Below are 17,389 nucleotides of genomic sequence, written 5' to 3'. Positions count from 1 at the left end.
GTTATAGGCCGCTCACTTCAAATTCATCAAAATTGTCATTGGTAATTTTGTATCTACCGTTTTTGTTCAGTATGTGCAGCGTGTCAGAGCCGTTAGCAACTTCTGCAATCTGTTCTACTAGCTCATCTAAAAGCACCACTGTATTTTTATCATGCTTGTTTGGGCGGTAACCTTCGACAATACGTAACATCAGACTCAAGAGGTTTATGTTGGTTGGAAGCTTAACAACACGCTTGCCCACTTTGAAGTAAGTGTTGAAATGTGAGGTTTTGGCCTCTTTATCTTCCGCTATTTGAGTCACATGGGCTTTAAGCTCAAGGTCCGCAGCTAGTTGAAATCCATTATGCTCAGAGATAAAAAACTCGCCTTTTCCGAGTTTTGGGGCATTACGATTGTTGTATTTGTGAATAGCGGTAATCGCTACATCTTTGTAATATTGACGCAGTGCTAGCTTATGCTCATCAGAACCATCGAAGTGACAATGTAGGTGCCAAATTTCTGCATATTTTTTTATCAATTGCTGCTGAAAATCATCACTAAATGACTGGTGGTAGTTATTGGCAAACTCAGTATTTTTAAGTAGGTAGAAAAGTCTCAAATAAGATTCTGGTTGTAGACTTGTAGTAAAGCCTTTTAGTGCAAGCGCCTCAACGAAAACTTCGAAATCGTGGTCAGGTAAGCCTAGGCTTCTAGACAATATAAATTTGTCTATGTGTTGAGTCCGAATATTGGCAGGATCGAAGCCTACGATTTTACTCGCTAACTCATTGTCACTGCCTGTAAATAAGTTATCAAACAGATAAGCAGGTCCCGCTAGAAGGTGAAATATAAAATCAAGCAGGGCACGTGCGGTGAGAAACTGATCTTTTACTAGTCTAGCTTTAAACAACAGCTCGATAACGGTATCTTGTACAGCCTCATCACTCAGTAACTCATAGTTTGCACATAACTGTTTGTCAGCGGCTTTGAGCAGTGTCTTCTCATGCTCAAAATGGTCACGAATAATGTTGTTATTCGGTGCAGTAAGCTTTTGAAAAAGTGCTTTAACAAATTCGGCAGTGTAGCCCTGCTGGCCCAAGATGAATTTAGGGAACTGTTCAAAATCAAGGAACAGATGATTAGCCTGACTAGTCGAGCCATCGAGGAAGCTTTTTATAGAAGATTTTATCTCATTATGCTGTTCAGCCCCTTCTTGGGCATAATTACCAAGCATACCTACGTTAATACCAACGACCAGGATTTTATCTGAGCTAAGGTTCTGTTCAAATAACTCATCCAACGTTTGGATTGCATTAGCAGTAGGTGAAAAGCTGTGGGTTGCATCTAAGTGAAAAACGCAACGGTCTTTGAACATGGCCATTTCACAGTAGCGAGTTAAAATTTCAGACTTACCATCACCACTACTGCCACACAGGAATATAATGTCATCTTCTGTCGCATTGATTAGCGCTTCTTTAAACGCACGCTCGATATCAGTTGTGATAAATAAATAATCTTTTATCCGGTCCTCGATAGAGTCGTCATTTTGATTCAGTGTTCTAACGGCATAGGGCGAGGATTTAGACAACACAGATAAAACGGATTTAAACCTTTGCATAGATCTCCAATTCGAAATGCTTTTGCATTAACTGGTATTTATAAGTTGATATCATCTAGGAAACTTTGAGTTGGCTCACGCTACATGTAAAAAATCATTTAAAAATTGATTTTTTACACCATGTAACATGGATTTTGAGAGGTTCACCTTTCCCTGTGCCAATTAAACTCCTTTTTCAACTTATTAAGATACGTGTTTGCATAAAAAACGCAACAGATATATACCTTTATAAAAAATGGTTATGTACCTTAGTGAGACTAAGGTGTTTCACCAAGGTTAAAAATATTACTTATTAATTCATTTTATTTACCGAATTATATCCCGCCGTCAGCACTCTTTTTATTTTAACTGGAGTGTCCTATTCATTATAAATTTTAACTGTATCAAGATGACTAAGAATGCCTGTGATACTTAATGATCATCAGTAAGATATTTGTGATCAGAACTTAAAGACAATGGCTTGTTGCCGGAACAAGCCCGGGAAGACATTTCCGAACTAACCGATAGTGATATGGGGAATGTCTGAGTGATATAGGGAATATCACAGACCCATGGCGGTCAGATGACATATATGTAGATGGGTCGATAATTGTAATCAGCATAATTAGGTGGCTCGACTACATCTACACTTAGCTCGTCTTTCCGGCACTCATATTGCCCGGAATATCTGTTTACGTCAGTGTATGTTATGTATCTAGGGATAGGCTCTACGAATGCTTGGTTAGGCGCTTAAGATATTGTTGCGTACTAGGCCCCGGCGCACATTCTTGCAGAGCTTGGCGAAGCGGGAGATCTCATCAAAATCAGGGATAGCACCGCGCTGAATGGCCGATTCCCAATAGGTCAATTCAGTATCCACCAGCTCCAAGAGTTTCTTGGGGCAACCTTGGCAGCTGCCGTTCGGGCCGCAGATGAAGGTGTCGGGCTCATACAGTGGTAAACCATCCTTTACCTGCTCAATCAAAAGTAACATGGCAGTCTGTCTATCTGGCTTCTTACTCATTTACCATTCCTGTACTATTCCTATGTAAGAATTAATTCTGATAATCTAAATTTGGTCGTGGCCGAAGTTTATGCTGCTAGTGTGGCGAAGGCCGGTTTTTAGCGACTGTCTATAATAAATGATAATAAACGACCATAAACAATCATTAGCATCAATGATCAGCAACAAATACCAAGCCGTACAGTCTGGTCTAAAGATGATGACCACTGCCGTTTACAAATTGCAGCTTGCAGCGAGTTAAATTAAACCTCGAATCGAATCAAGCCAGCCACTTACACGCCAAGCAATACTCAAATATTCAGTTAGAAGTAAAATAACGGCTTAAATGAGTTTCCATCTAGTGTCCAATTAGAAGGTTAAATCCAACAAGACAAGCTAGAGGTTACTCGTTTAATTCACATGCTGGAAGCGCTATGGGTGCTAGACAAGAGATGGATCCCGTAACGAGCAAGTCCGGGTCGATAATTGCTCCATGCATGATCGACATTCCCGCGTTGACCCATAGGGATATGGGAAATGTCTGAGTGATATATGGAATATCACAGACCCATGGCGGTCAGATTACGAAGGTGTAGAGTCGGCTCCATAATTGCTCCTGCATTATTCTACCTTTGTCCATTCATAGACTCGTACCTTCTATATCCCTATAGTCGCCACAAATCGACATTTCCGCCTTGACCCATGGAGGTCATGACGGCAAAGCGACGAGTCCAGTGCTCTTCAATCTCGTCTTTCCGGCACTCTTGTTGGCCGGAATCCATTGTTTAGTACCTAAAGATAAAAACTGGATCCCGGAACAAGTCTGGGATGACAACAAAAAAGAAGAGTAACAGCACCACTTACCGCCTTCTCGGTATGCTTAATCTATTTCATCTTTCCGGTATGCTTACCTATTTCGTCTTTCCGGCATGCCTGTTGGCCGGAATCCATTCTTGTCTGCTTTATCTCTGCTCCGTATGACGGAGCTAGTCTAAAATTAGATTCTATTAACTTCATGGACGAAGAGCATGCAGCCTTGTGTGTACATATTAGCCAGTAAGAAGAATGGGACCTTATATGTGGGTGTCACCAGTGACCTGATTAAGCGTATCTGGGAACATAGAGAGCACCTAGTCACTGGATTTACTGATAGATACCATGTTACCCAGCTAGTTTATTATGAGCTTACTGACTGTATGTATTCAGCAATATCCCTTGAGAAGAAACTTAAAAAGTGGCGTAGGCAATGGAAAATCAATCTTATCGAAAACCAGAATCCGGAATGGCATGACTTATGGGATGAGATTAAGAGCTGAGCCTCTTTAGAACCAACATCAAAATCTGGATCCCGGAACAAGTCCGGGAAGACAGCAAAGCGACTGGTCCAGTGTTCTTCTACCTCGTCTTTCCGGTATGCTCGTTGGCCGGAATCCATTTATTAGAACCTAAAAACAACAGCTGGATCCCGGAACAAGTCCGGGAAGACGAGAGTAATATAAAAGCCTTGGACAAGTGCAAACAGGTTGCGAGTTGCGGATATCAAGTAATAAACGAAGCCTTAAAAGGACTAAGCTGACCTACTGTGTTCCGGTATGTTTACATTCTGTCTTTCCGGCATGCTTGATGGCCGGAACCCACTGCTTAGAGTCTAAAGACAAAGGCTAGATCCCGGAACGAGTCCGGGATGACGGAGTGAGCACTAGATCCCGGAACAAGCCCGGGAAGACGGAGTGAGCACTGGACCCCGGAACAAGCAAGTCCGGGTCGATAATTGCTCCATGCATGATCGACATTTCCTACGTCCCTGTAGGTCAGAAGATAGAATAGTAGATAAATCCGTAATGCTTACCTATTTCGTCTTTCCGGTATTCTTTTGGCCGGAATCCAGTGTTCGTGCTTTAAGTGAGCTCTAAACTTTGGATAAGCAGAGTGATAGAGAGCTTTATACTCAAGCCAAGCTATTATCGAGTTTATCTAGGATACGCATCAAGTCGCGGTATTCGGATGCACTGAGTGTATCTAACAAATCCACTTCCCAGGCTAGGGCTTTGGGGGCTATGGTTTGATACAGGTACTTGCCTTGCTGTGTTAATGCCAACACTGAGGCGCGTTTGTCGTTTTCATCGAGCTGTTTTATCAGGTAGCCTTTGTCTAACATGAGTTTGACCGCGCGTGAGACGCTAGACTTGTCCATCGATGCCAGTACGGTGAGCTCTTTAGCGCTTATGCCTGCTGAATCCGTGCTTGTATCTCTCTCTTCTTTCTCATCTCTATCACCTCTGTCACCTCTGTCATCTCTGTCGTCATTTGCATCGCTTTGGCCATTTCCTACTAAATCACTATCATCATGCTCGGCGAGGTGAACCAGTATCCTCCACTCTGGGGTGGTGAGATTAAATTCACTCTGATAGACCTCGGAAAACTTTTCACTCACGTTTTGAGCCAGATTCACTAACCTATAGGGAAGGAAGTTTTTTAACACGAGACTGGATTCATATGATTCAGGCATTAGCTTTCTCTTTCTGTGTTTGGCTGTTTATTTAGTGCTTTGTTTAGTTCATGTTTAGTGCTTTATTTGGTTCATGTTTGGCTCATGTTGAAAATTTGGTTTAGCTCTTTGTTTAGTTTTGCTCTAAGCATACCAGGTCTGATTCATTCTCATGTGAGACGAGTATTTACAAAATCAGTTTAATGCCACTTGGTGTCTTTACGTTTACTGTTTCTGATTAAGCTTATGAGCATGTGCCAGCAGGCCCAAGCAGTCTATATGCTTAGCACACCGAGATTACAGGTTTATAGTCTACAAGAACGTAATCGGCTTTATCCATCTGTAGCGTTTTATTTACAAAACTCAGTCTAAGTTGACGATAATTTAGTGACCATCTATCGCGAGAGGATTGAAACTAGTCTCACTTGAGAGTAGTTTGCTGGTAACAGAGATAAATAACAACAGAAGAATCAGAACATTTGAATATCATTCTGGATACCATTGAGGACAAGTAAGCATGACTATTGAACTAGAGTACATGACAGGTTTTGGTAATGAGTTTGAGACAGAAGCCCTGCCAGGCGCCCTGCCTATCGGTCAGTTTAGCCCGCAGAAGGTCAAGTATGACTTGTATGCCGAGCAGTTTAATGTCACCGCTTTTACAGCCCCTCGCTGTGATAACCGTCGTAACTGGTTTTACCGTATTCGCCCTTCAGTGGTTCAAGGTGAATATGAAGCCATAGACAATGCCTTGGTTCGCAGTGCGCCCATCACCGAAGTTATCACCCCACCGACTATGCTACGTTGGGATCCCGTTCCATTACCTAAATCTGAGTCCGGCTCAAAAACGGATTTTATCGATGGCCTAGTCACTATGGCGGCAAATGGCAGTGTTAACGGTCAGGCTGGTATTGGTATTCATATCTATGCGGTCAATAGCTCGATGGAAGGTCGTTATTTTTGTAATGCCGACGGTGAGCTCTTGTTTGTGCCTGAGCTGGGTGAAATCATCTTGCATACTGAATGTGGCAAGCTTGCCATTAAAGCCGGTGAGATAGCGGTTATTCCTCGTGGTATTAAGTTCTCTGTCGAGTTACTCACCGACACGGCTCGCGGTTATATCTGTGAAAACTATGGCCAGCCTTATGTTCTTGCCGAGCGCGGCCCAGTTGGCGCTAACGGTTTCGCCAACGATCGTGACTTTGAGTATCCCATTGCTTGTTTCGAAGATAAACAAGGTGATTTCGAATTAATCACTAAATTTGGCGGTAACCTGTTCCGCTGTGACATCGGCCACTCGCCATTTGATGTGGTTGCCTGGACGGGTAATAGTGCGCCTTACAAATACGACCTATCACGCTTCAATGTGATTAACACTGTGAGCTTCGATCATCCCGATCCTTCAATATTTACCGTGCTGACTTCCCCTTCTGGTACGCCAGGTGTGGCCAATGTCGACTTTGTGGTATTCCCGCCACGTTGGATGGTGGCCGAGAACACCTTCAGACCCCCTTATTATCATAGAAACATGATGAGTGAGTTTATGGGCTTGATTGAAGGCGTGTACGATGCCAAAGAGCACGGATTTGTGCCAGGTGGTGCCAGCCTGCACAACTGCATGTCACCCCATGGCCCTGAAGCCGAAGTATTCGAGAAAGCATCCAACGCCGAGCTTGCTCCCCAGCGCTATGAAAACACCATGGCGTTTATGTTCGAGTCACGTTACATCATACAGCCGACTAAGTTTGCCTTAGAGGGTAAGACCCGCCAGCCGAATTATTCAAAATGCTGGAAAGCAATAAAGAAGAAGTTTACAGGGTAAGCAGAGAAGGTTCGGGTAACGAGTTCCGAGTCGCGAGATAGAAGCTGAGAAAAAGGCTTCGCCTAGGAAAGCAGAGAAGCTGCGAGTTGTGAGGAATAAGCTGAGAGGACGAGCTTCCCCTATCGTCTTTCCGGCATGCTTTTAGGCCGGAATCCACTGTTTAGAAGCTAAAGACAAAAGCTGGATCCCGGAACAAGCCCGGGATGACAGAGTAGTAGATAATTCAGATATGCTTACCAAGTGTCTTTCCGGCATGCTTTTAGGCCGGAATCCACTGTTTAGAAGCTAAAGACAAAAGCTGGATCCCGGAACAAGCCCGGGATGACATAGTAGTAGGTAATTCCGATATGCTTACCAAGTGTCTTTCCGGCACGCTTGTTGGCCGGAATCCACTATTTAGAAGCTAAAGCCAAAAGCTGGATCCCGGAACAAGCCCGGGATGACAGAGTAGTAGATAATTCAGATATGCTTACCTATCGCCTTTCCGGCATGCCTTTAGGCCGGAATCCATTCTTATGAACCAAGATAAAAAACCTGTTTCCATTTAGGAAATACCTGTTGTCGTGATGGCAACTCGCGATTTATGTCATATCTCATTAGTCTCTGTGCCATTCAAGTTTATCGATAAAGACCTTAACCAATAATGTTTAGATACCTTTTGTGTAGTTTCGCTTTAGTGCTTGTGTATCCCTTAGGCATAGACCTGTATTTAGTGGGCCTGCCTGATATAGCCCGAGACTTAAATGCTTCACAAGCTGATTTGCATCTGGCCTTCTCTATTTATCTCGCGGGTATGGCCTCTACCATGCTGCTAGCCGGCTGGTTAGCCGATCGTATCGGACGTAAACCAATAGCTTTAATGGGCGCTGCAACATTTGCTATCGCCTCTTGGTATGCAGCAAGCTCAGTGACTGTCGATTATTTTTTGTTTGCTCGATTCGGACAAGGTATTGGTGCGGGCTTTTGTTATGTAGTGACCTTCGCTATTTTGCGTGACACCTTAGATGACGATAAGCGGGCCAAGATACTGACTATGATCAATGGCATTACCTGTATTGTGCCCGTTTTGGCCCCAGTGATAGGTCATCTTATTTTAATGGGGTTCGAGTGGCCTAGTCTGTTTATCTCTATGGCAATTATGGCAACGCTGATCTTTCAGCTTTGTTTGTTGATATTAAAAGAAACTAAGCCTAGCCATATTGAGACGACTCATAGGAATATGAATACAAGTACACAGTCTTGCCACCGCGTTAACCAAGCTCATGACCATAAGGCTAATCTAGCCAATGAAGCAACCAAAAAAATCTGCGATGAACCACTAGGATCTCGACTCTTTATCAGTCGTTTGATTATGACGTCCTTAGCTGTCACCGCAATTCTGACCTATGTGAACACCTCTCCTATGCTATTGATGGAACAGATGGGCTATTCAACCGGTAAGTATTCAGCGGCCATGGCAGGATTAGCTGTAATTAGTATGACTAGCTCATTTTTAGCGCCTAAGTTACTCACACATTTCGGCCAACAAAGGATAATGTTAGCCTCTCAAGGCTTGTATATATGCTCAGCAGTAGTATTCATGGCTGGATATCAATTTGAATTAGATAGCAGAGTAAACTTACTGGGAATAAGTTTAATTTGCGCCGGATTCTCCCTTGGATTTGGCACGGCAATGAGCCAGGCATTATCACCTTTTAGCCGCAGAGCGGGTATGGCGAGTTCAGTGCTGGGCATTTTCCAGATTGCTTGTTCAGCTGCCTACATCACTGCAATGGGTTGGCTAGGAATTAGTACACTGAATATGTTGATATTCTTGTTGCTGACAACTGGCCTAACTAGCATCATACTCCTGCATGTTGTCCCCAGTGACACAGCATCAAGTGATAAGTTAACTCACAAGGTTTCGGAGCTAAACAGTAATGACAAAGTCCCTGCATCGTCTTGATTTAAACCTGCTGTTTACCATGCAGCTACTCTTAAACGAGCGTAGCGTGACTAAAACAGCTAAAAAGCTTTCGGTGACGCCATCGGCCGTGAGTAAATCTCTGACTAAACTCAGAGATTGGTTCGACGACCCCTTGTTTGTGCGAACACCACAAGGGTTACAGGCCACTCCGCTGGCTTTAAGTATGGAAGGTGAGCTTTCTGAATGGTTTCAGATTGCGAGTCAAATCGCTGGTAAGCGCAGTAGCGAGACCCCTAAGGGGGTTAGCTTTCAGCTGATGATGGAGTCGCCGCTGCATATGCTTAAGCTTGCCGAATTACCCCAACGGATCGATCAACAATATCCAGATTCCAACATAAAAATCCGTAACTGGGAGTATGATTCGCTATCGGCGATTATCAATGGTGAGGCTGATATCGGCTTATGTGGTCGCGAAAGTCATCCCCGTTCATCTGAAACTCTTGATTTGCTGCCCTACTTTATTGATTATGAGGTGCTGTTTACCGACTTGCCTTTGGTGTATCTCAGAGATGATCATCCTGCGCTGGATGAAAGCTGGAATATGGACACTTTTTTAAAATATCGCCATATCAACATACTCTGGGAAAAAAGCGATACCTGGGCACTGGATGAGATTTTAGCAGAAGCCAGACAGAGCCGTAATATAGCCCTGTCGCTATCGTCCTTTGAGCAGTCCCTGTTTATGACAGCCCAGCCCAATCAGACCATGTTGACTACAGCACCAGGATACTGCCGAGACTACATTAAACAATATCATCCCAACCTAGTCACCAGGCCTTTACCCTTAAGTGCCGCAGCCAGTAAACAAATCGAGATCCCCATTACCTTGATGTGGCATAAGCGCAATTCCCATAATCCCAAGTTACGTTGGTTAAAACAGACGATTAAGCAGATGCTGGTTAATCAAAGCTAAGACAGACTGAGCAGTTTCGAGTAAACGAGGACAAAAAAACTAACCTGGAGGCTCCGCTGGCTGCCGCTGAGATAACGACCTTTGATCTAGGGGAGTTGAAAGAAGCAAGAGTGGTTGTGAGTTTCGAGCTGCGAGTTAAAACCTAGGGCCTAGCGTTAGCTAGGCGAAACCTGCCCTCTTTCAGGTGTCCTTCCCTTCTGTCATTCCAGTATTCTTCTCTTACGTTTTTCCGGCATGCTTATTAAGCCGGAATCTACTCTTAGCAGCCAAGGTAAAAGCTGGATCCCAGAACAAGCCCGGGTCGATAATTGCTCCATGCATGATCGACATTTCCTACGTCCCTGTAGGTCAGAAGATAGAATAGTAGATACCAAGTGTCTTTCCGGCACGCTTGTTGGCCGGAATCCACTGTTTAGAACCTAAAGCCAAAGGCTAGATCCCGGAACGAGTCCGAAAAGACGATAAATTCAGTGGTGGTTAGATGACAGCAAAAATAGGCATTAGGCCTCAATAGACAGGCTAGTATAGGGATCTGACTTTAGGCTACGCGTGCTCGGCGGTAGAACCAGCCCTCGCAAAACTCCCAACCATTTTCACGACAGGCAAAACCCGCTTGATAACGATTGTAGCTGAGGGTTAATTGACTCAAATTACTTACAACTGATGTAGGCGAAGGATTGGCGCTAGTATCTAAAGAATTTATAGCAGAGATGTTGAGCAAAGCCACGAGTGAAAAGCAGATAACCAATGGTACAAATTTACATTTCCATTTATCTGTCATCAAGCGCTCCATTACTGGTTATTAACTGAAAGAAGACATGAATCAATACAAGGTTTCGACCTAATTAGCCGCTATTCAATCGACTAATTGTTCATACTTCTTATTCCAATATAGGGAAATCTCCCTCAGATGGCAAAACTTGTATGGCAATCACTTATATTATTTTTCATAGGTGACTGCTATTCCGTGATAATTCAATGCCCTTTATCAAAGCGCTTTTATGAAAGCTAGTAATGAAGCCACTTTATGTTAATCAGGCTTAATGCTAAACCTGACCTCATCATCGAGTTTGGCCTTTACTCACTTTCTGTCTTGATATTGACTAATATCACTCTAGACACTAATTCTTAAGTTACTAATTCTTAAAGCACTAATTTTTAAGGCACTGGTTCTTAAGGCACTAATTGTTAAAGCACTGGCTTAAATAAAGCTCTTTACCTGAATCTAGTTGGATAAGAACCAAACAGAGTCAGGATCAGGCATGAATAACAAAATTAAACTTCAGAAGTCGCACGGACTTGTTGCTTAAACGCTTCGGATAGTCGATTCAAGGAGCTAATATCCTTGTTGCTTTGACGACTTCGGCTAAACATTGAAGAGGCGATAAACAGCTCAAACCAGATACTCAGCGCCTCGGCATTGCCCTTCTCACCCGACGCCTCTAATGCCAATACGGCCACTTCTGCAGTACCAAGCTGGAACTCCCGGCTGCCTTTCCTTAATCCATACTTGGCGACGGTTTCTGGGGTAAATGAAAGCAGCGGCAAGTCATGTAGGTAAGGACTCTTGCGAAACATTTTTATGGCTTCGCGCCAGCTACCATCGAGCATGATAAACAGTGGCTTCTTGGCGCTGTCTAAACCTGTAGGTTTAACTTCACTGACCACAGTTTGCTCTGGATAGGCATATTCACCGGGGAAGATAACGAAGGGCTGATAGCGAGGATCTTGGATTAACGCCAGCATTTTTCGGTTTGCCTGAGTTCTAGACCAGATATAAGCATGAGTATCTGGAATAAGATCCGCAATGAGACGGCCGCTATTACTGGGCTTTAGCACCTCATCATCATACATGATGAGTAAAAAGGTATTATCAGACACCAGTTGGCGGCGACTCTGACAGGTACAATACTGCTGTGCTAGTAAACACTGCTCACACCTGATCAGTTTTTTACCCCGGGCGCCATAAGGACGGGTAGAAATTGCCTTACGATATTGGTAAAGCTTATGGATAGCATGTTGCTCAAGATTCATAAGTCATCTGTTTATCATTAAAAATTTTGATAGCCCTGATTGGACCGACAGATATTTTACTCTTGGCTCGGTTAGCACACAATAGTTTTCAGTCTCAGATTAAGATCATGCTTATATCCTTGCTGCTCACGCCCCAAATTAAGGTTGCTGGATTGTGAACTCATTAACCTTAACAACACAAGGCGTAAAGTAATATTTACAGCCTTTACACCTTAGAAAAATTGATGAAAACCATAAGAATAAATGTTTAATAATAGGGGCTGTTATACATTGAATTTGTACCAATACCCAGTATGATGCCGCTTCCTTATAAAACCCCTGCTTCCCCTTTTGGAGTCATCATGAGCGGCCCTCAGTCACAACCTATTCCAGCCAATAAAGATCACGGTCAGGATACTGGTTTCTCAGCCCTAATTTTTATTATCGTTATGATGGTCGCCTGCGGCCAAATGGCGCAAACCATCTTCGTTCCCGCACTTCCGGACATAACGGCCAGTTTCCATGTGTCCCCAGGTCAACTCCAAGCCATCATGGCCTGTTATCTGTTGTCCTATGGCTTACTGCAATTTATCTATGGCCCGGCTTCGGACAGATATGGACGTAAACCCGTATTGATTATCGGCCTGAGTATTTTTATTGTCGGTGCCCTGCTCGCAAGCTTCGCCACCAGCTACCAAGAGCTGATAGCCGCAACCTTGCTACAGGGAGCGGGCACGGCCAGCGCTGGCGCCTTGTGTCGCAGTATTCCGCGGGATCATTACTTCGGTGAGCCTCTGGTCAGACTCAACAGCTATATCTCCATGGCTGTGATATTTTCGCCCTTGATGGCCCCCTTTATCGGCAGCTTTATGACTCATTACTTCGGTTGGCAGGCGGTATATGATCTACTTGCTGTCTTCGGTATCTTGGTACTCCTGCTGATCATGTTTAAATTTAAAGAGTCACCTCCCTCTGAGCGACGCAAGCCTGAGCCCGTACTGGCCTCATACCGCTTCGTACTCTCCAATAGGAAGTTCAAGAGTTATCTGCTCTGCCTAGTCGCCACATTCGCTGGCATTGCCGCATTCGAGGCTGTCGCAGGTATCTTTTACGGTCATATCCTCAAGCTGTCACCTTTTTGGGTCAGCTGTTACTTTGTGGCTCCTATCCCTGGATACCTTGCAGGTGCTTACTGTGCCGCTAAATGGGATAACAAGCACAGCGTGGTCTATCGCAGCGTGGCGCTCCTGGGGGCTGGAACTCTATTTATATTGATCCCGGGTCTGTCTAACTTAGTCATAGGCTGGAGTTTACTTGTGGGCTCAATTCTCTTCTTTACCGGCGCAGGAATGCTGTTTCCCGTACTGACCTCGGCAGCGCTGGAGCCATTTCCACGCCATGCAGGTGTCGCAGGCGCTCTTCTTGGTGGTCTGCAGAACTTCGGTGCGGGTCTGGCGGCGCTTTTGATGTCTCAGCTGCCCATGCACGGTCAACTCAGTGTCGGTGCCTTATGCGCCATCATGGTGTTCTTAGTCATGCTGGCACTCAATTACGCCAGAACAGGCTCAGATTTAGGCCACAACTCTGCTAGTACTTGATGTGCTCTAGGGATTGGCATTAATCGCAAGGTTAGATGAAATAATTTGATAGCCAGTTAACTTAGGTTGGACTGGCAATACAAGCTTAGGTCTAAAGATTTAGTATTTAAGCTTTAGCGTTTCGAGTATTTGAAGTGTTGAATCTTGAACAGATCCTGCTTAGAAATTGGGTTCTGAATTGGCCATGGTAACAAGCTAGAATTGAAATTTTTAAGACTAGGTTCTGGATCACAGAGATCCAGAACCTAACTCTAACTCTAAGTCTAGAGTATACGTCTTAACAGAAAGTCGGCCTTTAGGCGTCTGATGCGAGTCATAATCTTACGTACTGGAGCCGGATAATCATTTAACGATTCTATCTGGCTATAATGATACAAGCGCTCTGTGTGCTGCAGAATATGCGCTTGTTCCTCTTCAAACTTCTCTTTCCAGGCACCACATTCATCATGGAGCAATAAGCCATTCTCCAGATCAAGCGCCCAAGCACGAGGGTTTAAGTTACTGCCGGTGATCAGATGACGTTTACTGTCGGCGCTGATCCCCTTGAGATGATAACTGTTAATACCATCTTTCCACAGATGAATATTCAGTTGACCATTTTCAATCGCCCATTGCTGACGCTTGGCGAATTTACGCAGAGACTGCTCATACATGTATGGCAAGGCCCCTATGGTCGAGAAATCTTGCTCTGGCGGTATATAGAAATCATTGGCGGTTTTATCCCCCACGACGATATCGATGCGCTTACCGTCTTTAAGGTGCTTAGCTAAAGCACGTGCCAGCATGTACGGCGGATTAAAATAAGGCGTACAGATAAACAAGGCTTCTTGTGATTCGGTCACCATATCGACGACTATCTTATTGAGCTTATTTTTCTTTCTTCCTAAGCCCACAACCGGTGTTACGCGATTTCCTATTGTCGTGGATTTATATTGATAATTTGCCTTAGCTAACCGTGACTTAAGGCTACGGATATCATTTTTATGTGGCAGAATTTCAGTGGCTTTATCTTGAGTAAGTGAACTGACAGCAGGGTCTTGGATCAGATAAGTTTGAATCATCTGTCTCATAGAAGCCGCAAGCTCAGCCGACTCAATCACATGATATCGGTCGAAGCGATACTTCTCACCTTGATGCAGATAGATATCATTGATACTTGCACCACTGTAAATCACTGCGTCATCGACAATAAATCCTTTAAGGTGCAGTACCCCCATGAACTCACGGGACTTGACCGGCACACCTAAAATGTCGATTGGGTGTTTTGCTGCCTGCATCACCTTGCGATACATCTGGTAATTGCCACTGTCGCCTTTATGGCCTATCAGACCACGTCTGGCGCGATGAAAATCGACGAGTACCTTGATATCCAGTTGTGGATTATTGTCTTTCGCGGACATCAATGCCGCTAAAATTTCTCGGCCAGCCTCATCATCTTCAAGATAAAGTGCGGCAATATAGATTGAATGAACCGCACTGGCGATACGCGTCAAGAGTTCAGCCTTTAAGGCCTTTGGCGTAAGCAACCATTGTAATGCGTCGGGTTGAATTGGTATTCCACCAAGCTTATCAAGCAAGGTCATCTCCTTTAAAAATGCTTTCCGTCACGATAGTAGCGGCTCGGGTCTAATGCTCTAAACATCACAGCAAGACACTGTAACTCCGGATAAGCCAATATGACGGCTTCACGGATAGCTTGTTCTACTTTATCGTGGGTATTGGGATCTTTCGGAAACCAGAGAACTTCAACTTGTGTCGTGCTCAGGTCAACTTTGCCATCACGGTAACTGGTACTGGGTATCCAGTCCAAGGTAAACCCTTGAGCATGGATGCCAGTTAGCTCGGCTAATTGTGTGAGTAATGTACCACTCAGACTAGCTACTGCGTCTTCTGGTAGTCCGCGCATACGAATATGAGGCATATGGATCCCTTATATAAATCAATAAGGAGATAGAAATTACCGATTTACACCCGGTTGAGCAAGGGTTTTCTACATTTTGCAGCAATAAGACTATAAGAAATGAGCGTATTTTGAACAAATACGATTTTGAGTGACTAAAGCGAACAAATTACACACTGACTGAGCTTTATCGTTAACTTGGCGAAGTGAATTTTGTTTACGGCAATTCTTAGCTGCCGCCCAAAATCTTTAACCAAAGCCTAGTATGGGCAACATAAATTTGGCTTGGCGGGGATTAATATCTTTCACCGATCACGGCATAGAATGACAAGTTTAGTTATAATGTTTATCCGTCATTAAATAGGCATCTAGACAGTAATGAATTTTAAGATATTAACCACTATCGCCGTCACACTCATTTTGGCATGGGCTATATTTCATTTTAAGGCACATCTGGGGATATTTATTTTACCGGTATTTATCGGCTTAGTGACCTTTGTGACTTTAAGACTCTATAGTTTAATAGAAAAAGATAAACCCGAAGATGAATAGCCCCATTATACTAGTCTGTGCTTTTTATCGACTCAGTCATACCTGCTCATCACGACGCAGTCACCAGCTATGTGAATTTTATGAAACCTCTCGTTAATGCCTGTCTTCTGCTCAGCTTTTTATCTCTGCCGGCCCTTGGCGATGCCAATTTTAATCATTTGTTCTCCAGTATTAAACCGCCACATTCACACACGGCCATCATTGCCACTAACCTGGTGACCGGCGACATCATCTTCGAGCAAAACCCAGACACCTTACTCTTACCCGCCAGTACCATGAAATTACTGACGGCGGTAGCGGCGACATCAGCACTGGGCCCAAGATTTAGATTCACCACAGGTGTGTATTCTACAACGCCCATAAAAGACGGTGTCATAGGGGGTGATGTATATATTCGCTTCAGTGGCGATCCTACATTGACGGAAAATGATCTTAAGTCACTGCTGAACCAGCTTAGGGATCTTGGCTTGAATAAGATCCAGGGCAACCTATATCTAGTCGGTCAGGCTAATGAGCAGTTAAAGGCTCCTGGTTGGGTTTGGGATGATCTGGGGATCTGTTATGCCGCGCCGGTATCAAATTTTGTACTCAACAAGAACTGTGTTCACGGCAAACTCTCGCCTAAACTCGCCAGTGTTCAGAGTCTATTATCCGTGCCTAACGACCTGCCTATCAGTATCAAAAACACCTCAGTATTTGATAAATCTGGAATCGATGATTTTTGCCAATTAGATCTGCAGCGTTTCCCCGCTAATCACTTCTCTCTGAGCGGTTGCTATTCAGGCTCACACGCCATAAAACTTGCCATTGCCATCACAGATCCTGGCTTATTTATGCAAGAGTCACTCAAGGGAATATTCAAGAGCAGCAAAATTCGTCTCCAGGGCAAAATATCGGTAACCCACAAGCTGCCAACTCAGGTTCACTTAATCGCGGCCCACCAATCCTCCCCTCTCGCTGATTTACTTCACACCATGTTGATCCATTCCGATAACCTGATTGCCGACAGCTTACTTAAACAGCTAGGTAAAAACCTGTTTCACCGACCGGGCAACTTTACTAATGGCAGTCGTGCACTTAAAGATATCTTGACTGGTGAAGGCATAATCCTAACCCATGCACAAATAGTCGATGGATCAGGCCTCTCCAGATATAATCTGCTGAGTGCTAGCCAACTCAGTCAGGTATTGCACTTGATCTATACCGATCCAAGATTCAGGGATCTTATGGATTCATTGCCCGTCGCAGGTGTGAGCGGCACACTAAAATATAAGTCAGGCTTCAATAAACCGCCCCTGCATAAGCATGTAATGGCAAAAACGGGTTCCATGCAGGGAGTGAATAATCTTGCTGGTTTTATCAGGAGTGACACCCAAGATGACACCCTGTTTGTGATCTTAGAAAATGGTCAGAGCCCTTTGGATAAAAAACAACAGCAGCTTCCTTTCAGTGCACTGTTTTTACATACCTTAATGGATAATTCCTTAGCCAAGCACATACAAACTGGCCCGACTCTCGATACTTCCTTTCAAGCGAATTAATCGCGCAGACTTAAACG

General features: G+C 44.1%; 14 protein-coding genes. 7 read left to right on the top strand and 7 right to left on the bottom strand.

The genetic code is table 11. From position 1 onward, the window contains the following. Window position 1 precedes the first annotated feature (1 nt). Together dptF and SVI_RS09840 are read right to left on the bottom strand one after the other, a co-directional pair. The gene (dptF, locus tag SVI_RS09845; RefSeq protein ID WP_013051373.1) at window positions 2-1,597 is read right to left on the bottom strand and encodes a DNA phosphorothioation-dependent restriction protein DptF; all 1,596 of its coding nucleotides are present in this window, start codon (window positions 1,595-1,597) and stop codon (window positions 2-4) included. A 721-nt stretch (window positions 1,598-2,318) separates the two neighbouring features. Then, window positions 2,319-2,600, bottom strand: a complete 282-nt coding sequence (locus SVI_RS09840) for a hypothetical protein (protein ID WP_013051372.1) — start codon at window positions 2,598-2,600, stop codon at window positions 2,319-2,321. A gap of 1,007 nt (window positions 2,601-3,607) precedes the next feature. Between SVI_RS09840 and SVI_RS09835 the strand changes: the two genes are divergently transcribed. After that, window positions 3,608-3,895: a GIY-YIG nuclease family protein gene (locus SVI_RS09835; RefSeq protein WP_013051370.1), complete on the top strand. Its 288-nt coding sequence runs from the start codon at window positions 3,608-3,610 to the stop codon at window positions 3,893-3,895. A gap of 632 nt (window positions 3,896-4,527) precedes the next feature. On the opposite strand, the gene SVI_RS09830 is transcribed toward SVI_RS09835, so the two are convergent. After that, window positions 4,528-5,088 carry a MarR family winged helix-turn-helix transcriptional regulator gene (locus SVI_RS09830; RefSeq protein ID WP_013051369.1) on the bottom strand — a complete coding sequence of 187 codons (561 nt, stop codon included), beginning with the start codon at window positions 5,086-5,088 and terminating at the stop codon, window positions 4,528-4,530. 496 nt (window positions 5,089-5,584) lie between these two features. Between SVI_RS09830 and hmgA the strand changes: the two genes are divergently transcribed. The 3 genes from hmgA to yidZ all read left to right on the top strand — a co-directional run bounded on the left by hmgA (window position 5,585) and on the right by yidZ (window position 9,768). Next, on the top strand, window positions 5,585-6,889 hold the full coding sequence (gene hmgA / locus SVI_RS09825) for a homogentisate 1,2-dioxygenase (RefSeq protein ID WP_013051368.1): 1,305 nt from the start codon (window positions 5,585-5,587) through the stop codon (window positions 6,887-6,889). 643 nt (window positions 6,890-7,532) lie between these two features. Beyond that, window positions 7,533-8,834, top strand: coding sequence for an MFS transporter (locus SVI_RS09820; protein ID WP_013051367.1), 1,302 nt, complete (start codon window positions 7,533-7,535; stop codon window positions 8,832-8,834). Beyond that, the gene (yidZ, locus tag SVI_RS09815) at window positions 8,809-9,768 is read left to right on the top strand and encodes an HTH-type transcriptional regulator YidZ (protein WP_013051366.1); all 960 of its coding nucleotides are present in this window, start codon (window positions 8,809-8,811) and stop codon (window positions 9,766-9,768) included. Before SVI_RS09820 ends, yidZ begins: the two co-directional genes overlap by 26 nt. 538 nt (window positions 9,769-10,306) lie before the next feature. Here yidZ and SVI_RS09810 read toward each other — a convergent pair. After that, complete coding sequence (locus SVI_RS09810; protein ID WP_013051365.1) at window positions 10,307-10,549, bottom strand: hypothetical protein; 243 nt, start codon at window positions 10,547-10,549, stop codon at window positions 10,307-10,309. Window positions 10,550-11,043: 494 nt separating this feature from the next. Then, window positions 11,044-11,802 carry a tRNA-uridine aminocarboxypropyltransferase gene (locus tag SVI_RS09805; RefSeq protein ID WP_013051364.1) on the bottom strand — a complete coding sequence of 253 codons (759 nt, stop codon included), beginning with the start codon at window positions 11,800-11,802 and terminating at the stop codon, window positions 11,044-11,046. A 341-nt stretch (window positions 11,803-12,143) separates the two neighbouring features. Here SVI_RS09805 and emrD point away from each other — a divergent pair, with 341 nt between their 5' ends. Then, window positions 12,144-13,379, top strand: coding sequence for a multidrug efflux MFS transporter EmrD (gene emrD / locus SVI_RS09800; RefSeq protein ID WP_041419850.1), 1,236 nt, complete (start codon window positions 12,144-12,146; stop codon window positions 13,377-13,379). Between the two features lie 263 nt (window positions 13,380-13,642). On the opposite strand, the gene pssA is transcribed toward emrD, so the two are convergent. Continuing rightward, window positions 13,643-14,956 (bottom strand): CDP-diacylglycerol--serine O-phosphatidyltransferase, encoded by a 1,314-nt coding sequence (gene pssA, locus SVI_RS09795; RefSeq protein WP_041420299.1) that lies wholly within the window; start codon window positions 14,954-14,956, stop codon window positions 13,643-13,645. Window positions 14,957-14,967: 11 nt separating this feature from the next. Then, entirely contained in the window at window positions 14,968-15,300 is a 333-nt protein-coding gene (locus tag SVI_RS09790; RefSeq protein ID WP_013051360.1) for a DUF1904 domain-containing protein, read from the bottom strand. 357 nt (window positions 15,301-15,657) lie between these two features. On the opposite strand from SVI_RS09790, the gene SVI_RS21440 reads away from it, so the two are divergent. Beyond that, a complete protein-coding gene (locus tag SVI_RS21440; protein ID WP_013051359.1) occupies window positions 15,658-15,831 on the top strand; it encodes a hypothetical protein in 174 nt (57 codons plus the stop codon). 80 nt (window positions 15,832-15,911) lie between these two features. Further along, window positions 15,912-17,372: a D-alanyl-D-alanine carboxypeptidase/D-alanyl-D-alanine endopeptidase gene (dacB, locus tag SVI_RS09785; RefSeq protein WP_013051358.1), complete on the top strand. Its 1,461-nt coding sequence runs from the start codon at window positions 15,912-15,914 to the stop codon at window positions 17,370-17,372. Window positions 17,373-17,389: the final 17 nt, after the last annotated feature.

Origin of the sequence: Shewanella violacea DSS12, from assembly GCF_000091325.1 — a bacterium.
GTDB lineage: Bacteria > Pseudomonadota > Gammaproteobacteria > Enterobacterales > Shewanellaceae > Shewanella > Shewanella violacea.
The sequence above is the reverse complement of the archived record's forward strand: the minus strand, read 5'-3'. Positions and strand labels throughout refer to the sequence as shown.

Coding starts and splice junctions, on each gene's coding strand:
- SVI_RS09810 (WP_013051365.1), bottom strand. CDS start 10,549: ATGACAGATAAATGGAAATGTAAATTTGTACCATTGGTTATCTGCTTT.
- SVI_RS09840 (WP_013051372.1), bottom strand. CDS start 2,600: ATGAGTAAGAAGCCAGATAGACAGACTGCCATGTTACTTTTGATTGAG.
- yidZ (WP_013051366.1), top strand. CDS start 8,809: ATGACAAAGTCCCTGCATCGTCTTGATTTAAACCTGCTGTTTACCATG.
- SVI_RS09835 (WP_013051370.1), top strand. CDS start 3,608: ATGCAGCCTTGTGTGTACATATTAGCCAGTAAGAAGAATGGGACCTTA.
- SVI_RS21440 (WP_013051359.1), top strand. CDS start 15,658: ATGAATTTTAAGATATTAACCACTATCGCCGTCACACTCATTTTGGCA.
- SVI_RS09805 (WP_013051364.1), bottom strand. CDS start 11,802: ATGAATCTTGAGCAACATGCTATCCATAAGCTTTACCAATATCGTAAG.
- dacB (WP_013051358.1), top strand. CDS start 15,912: ATGAAACCTCTCGTTAATGCCTGTCTTCTGCTCAGCTTTTTATCTCTG.
- hmgA (WP_013051368.1), top strand. CDS start 5,585: ATGACTATTGAACTAGAGTACATGACAGGTTTTGGTAATGAGTTTGAG.
- dptF (WP_013051373.1), bottom strand. CDS start 1,597: ATGCAAAGGTTTAAATCCGTTTTATCTGTGTTGTCTAAATCCTCGCCC.
- SVI_RS09790 (WP_013051360.1), bottom strand. CDS start 15,300: ATGCCTCATATTCGTATGCGCGGACTACCAGAAGACGCAGTAGCTAGT.
- SVI_RS09830 (WP_013051369.1), bottom strand. CDS start 5,088: ATGCCTGAATCATATGAATCCAGTCTCGTGTTAAAAAACTTCCTTCCC.
- SVI_RS09820 (WP_013051367.1), top strand. CDS start 7,533: ATGTTTAGATACCTTTTGTGTAGTTTCGCTTTAGTGCTTGTGTATCCC.
- emrD (WP_041419850.1), top strand. CDS start 12,144: ATGAGCGGCCCTCAGTCACAACCTATTCCAGCCAATAAAGATCACGGT.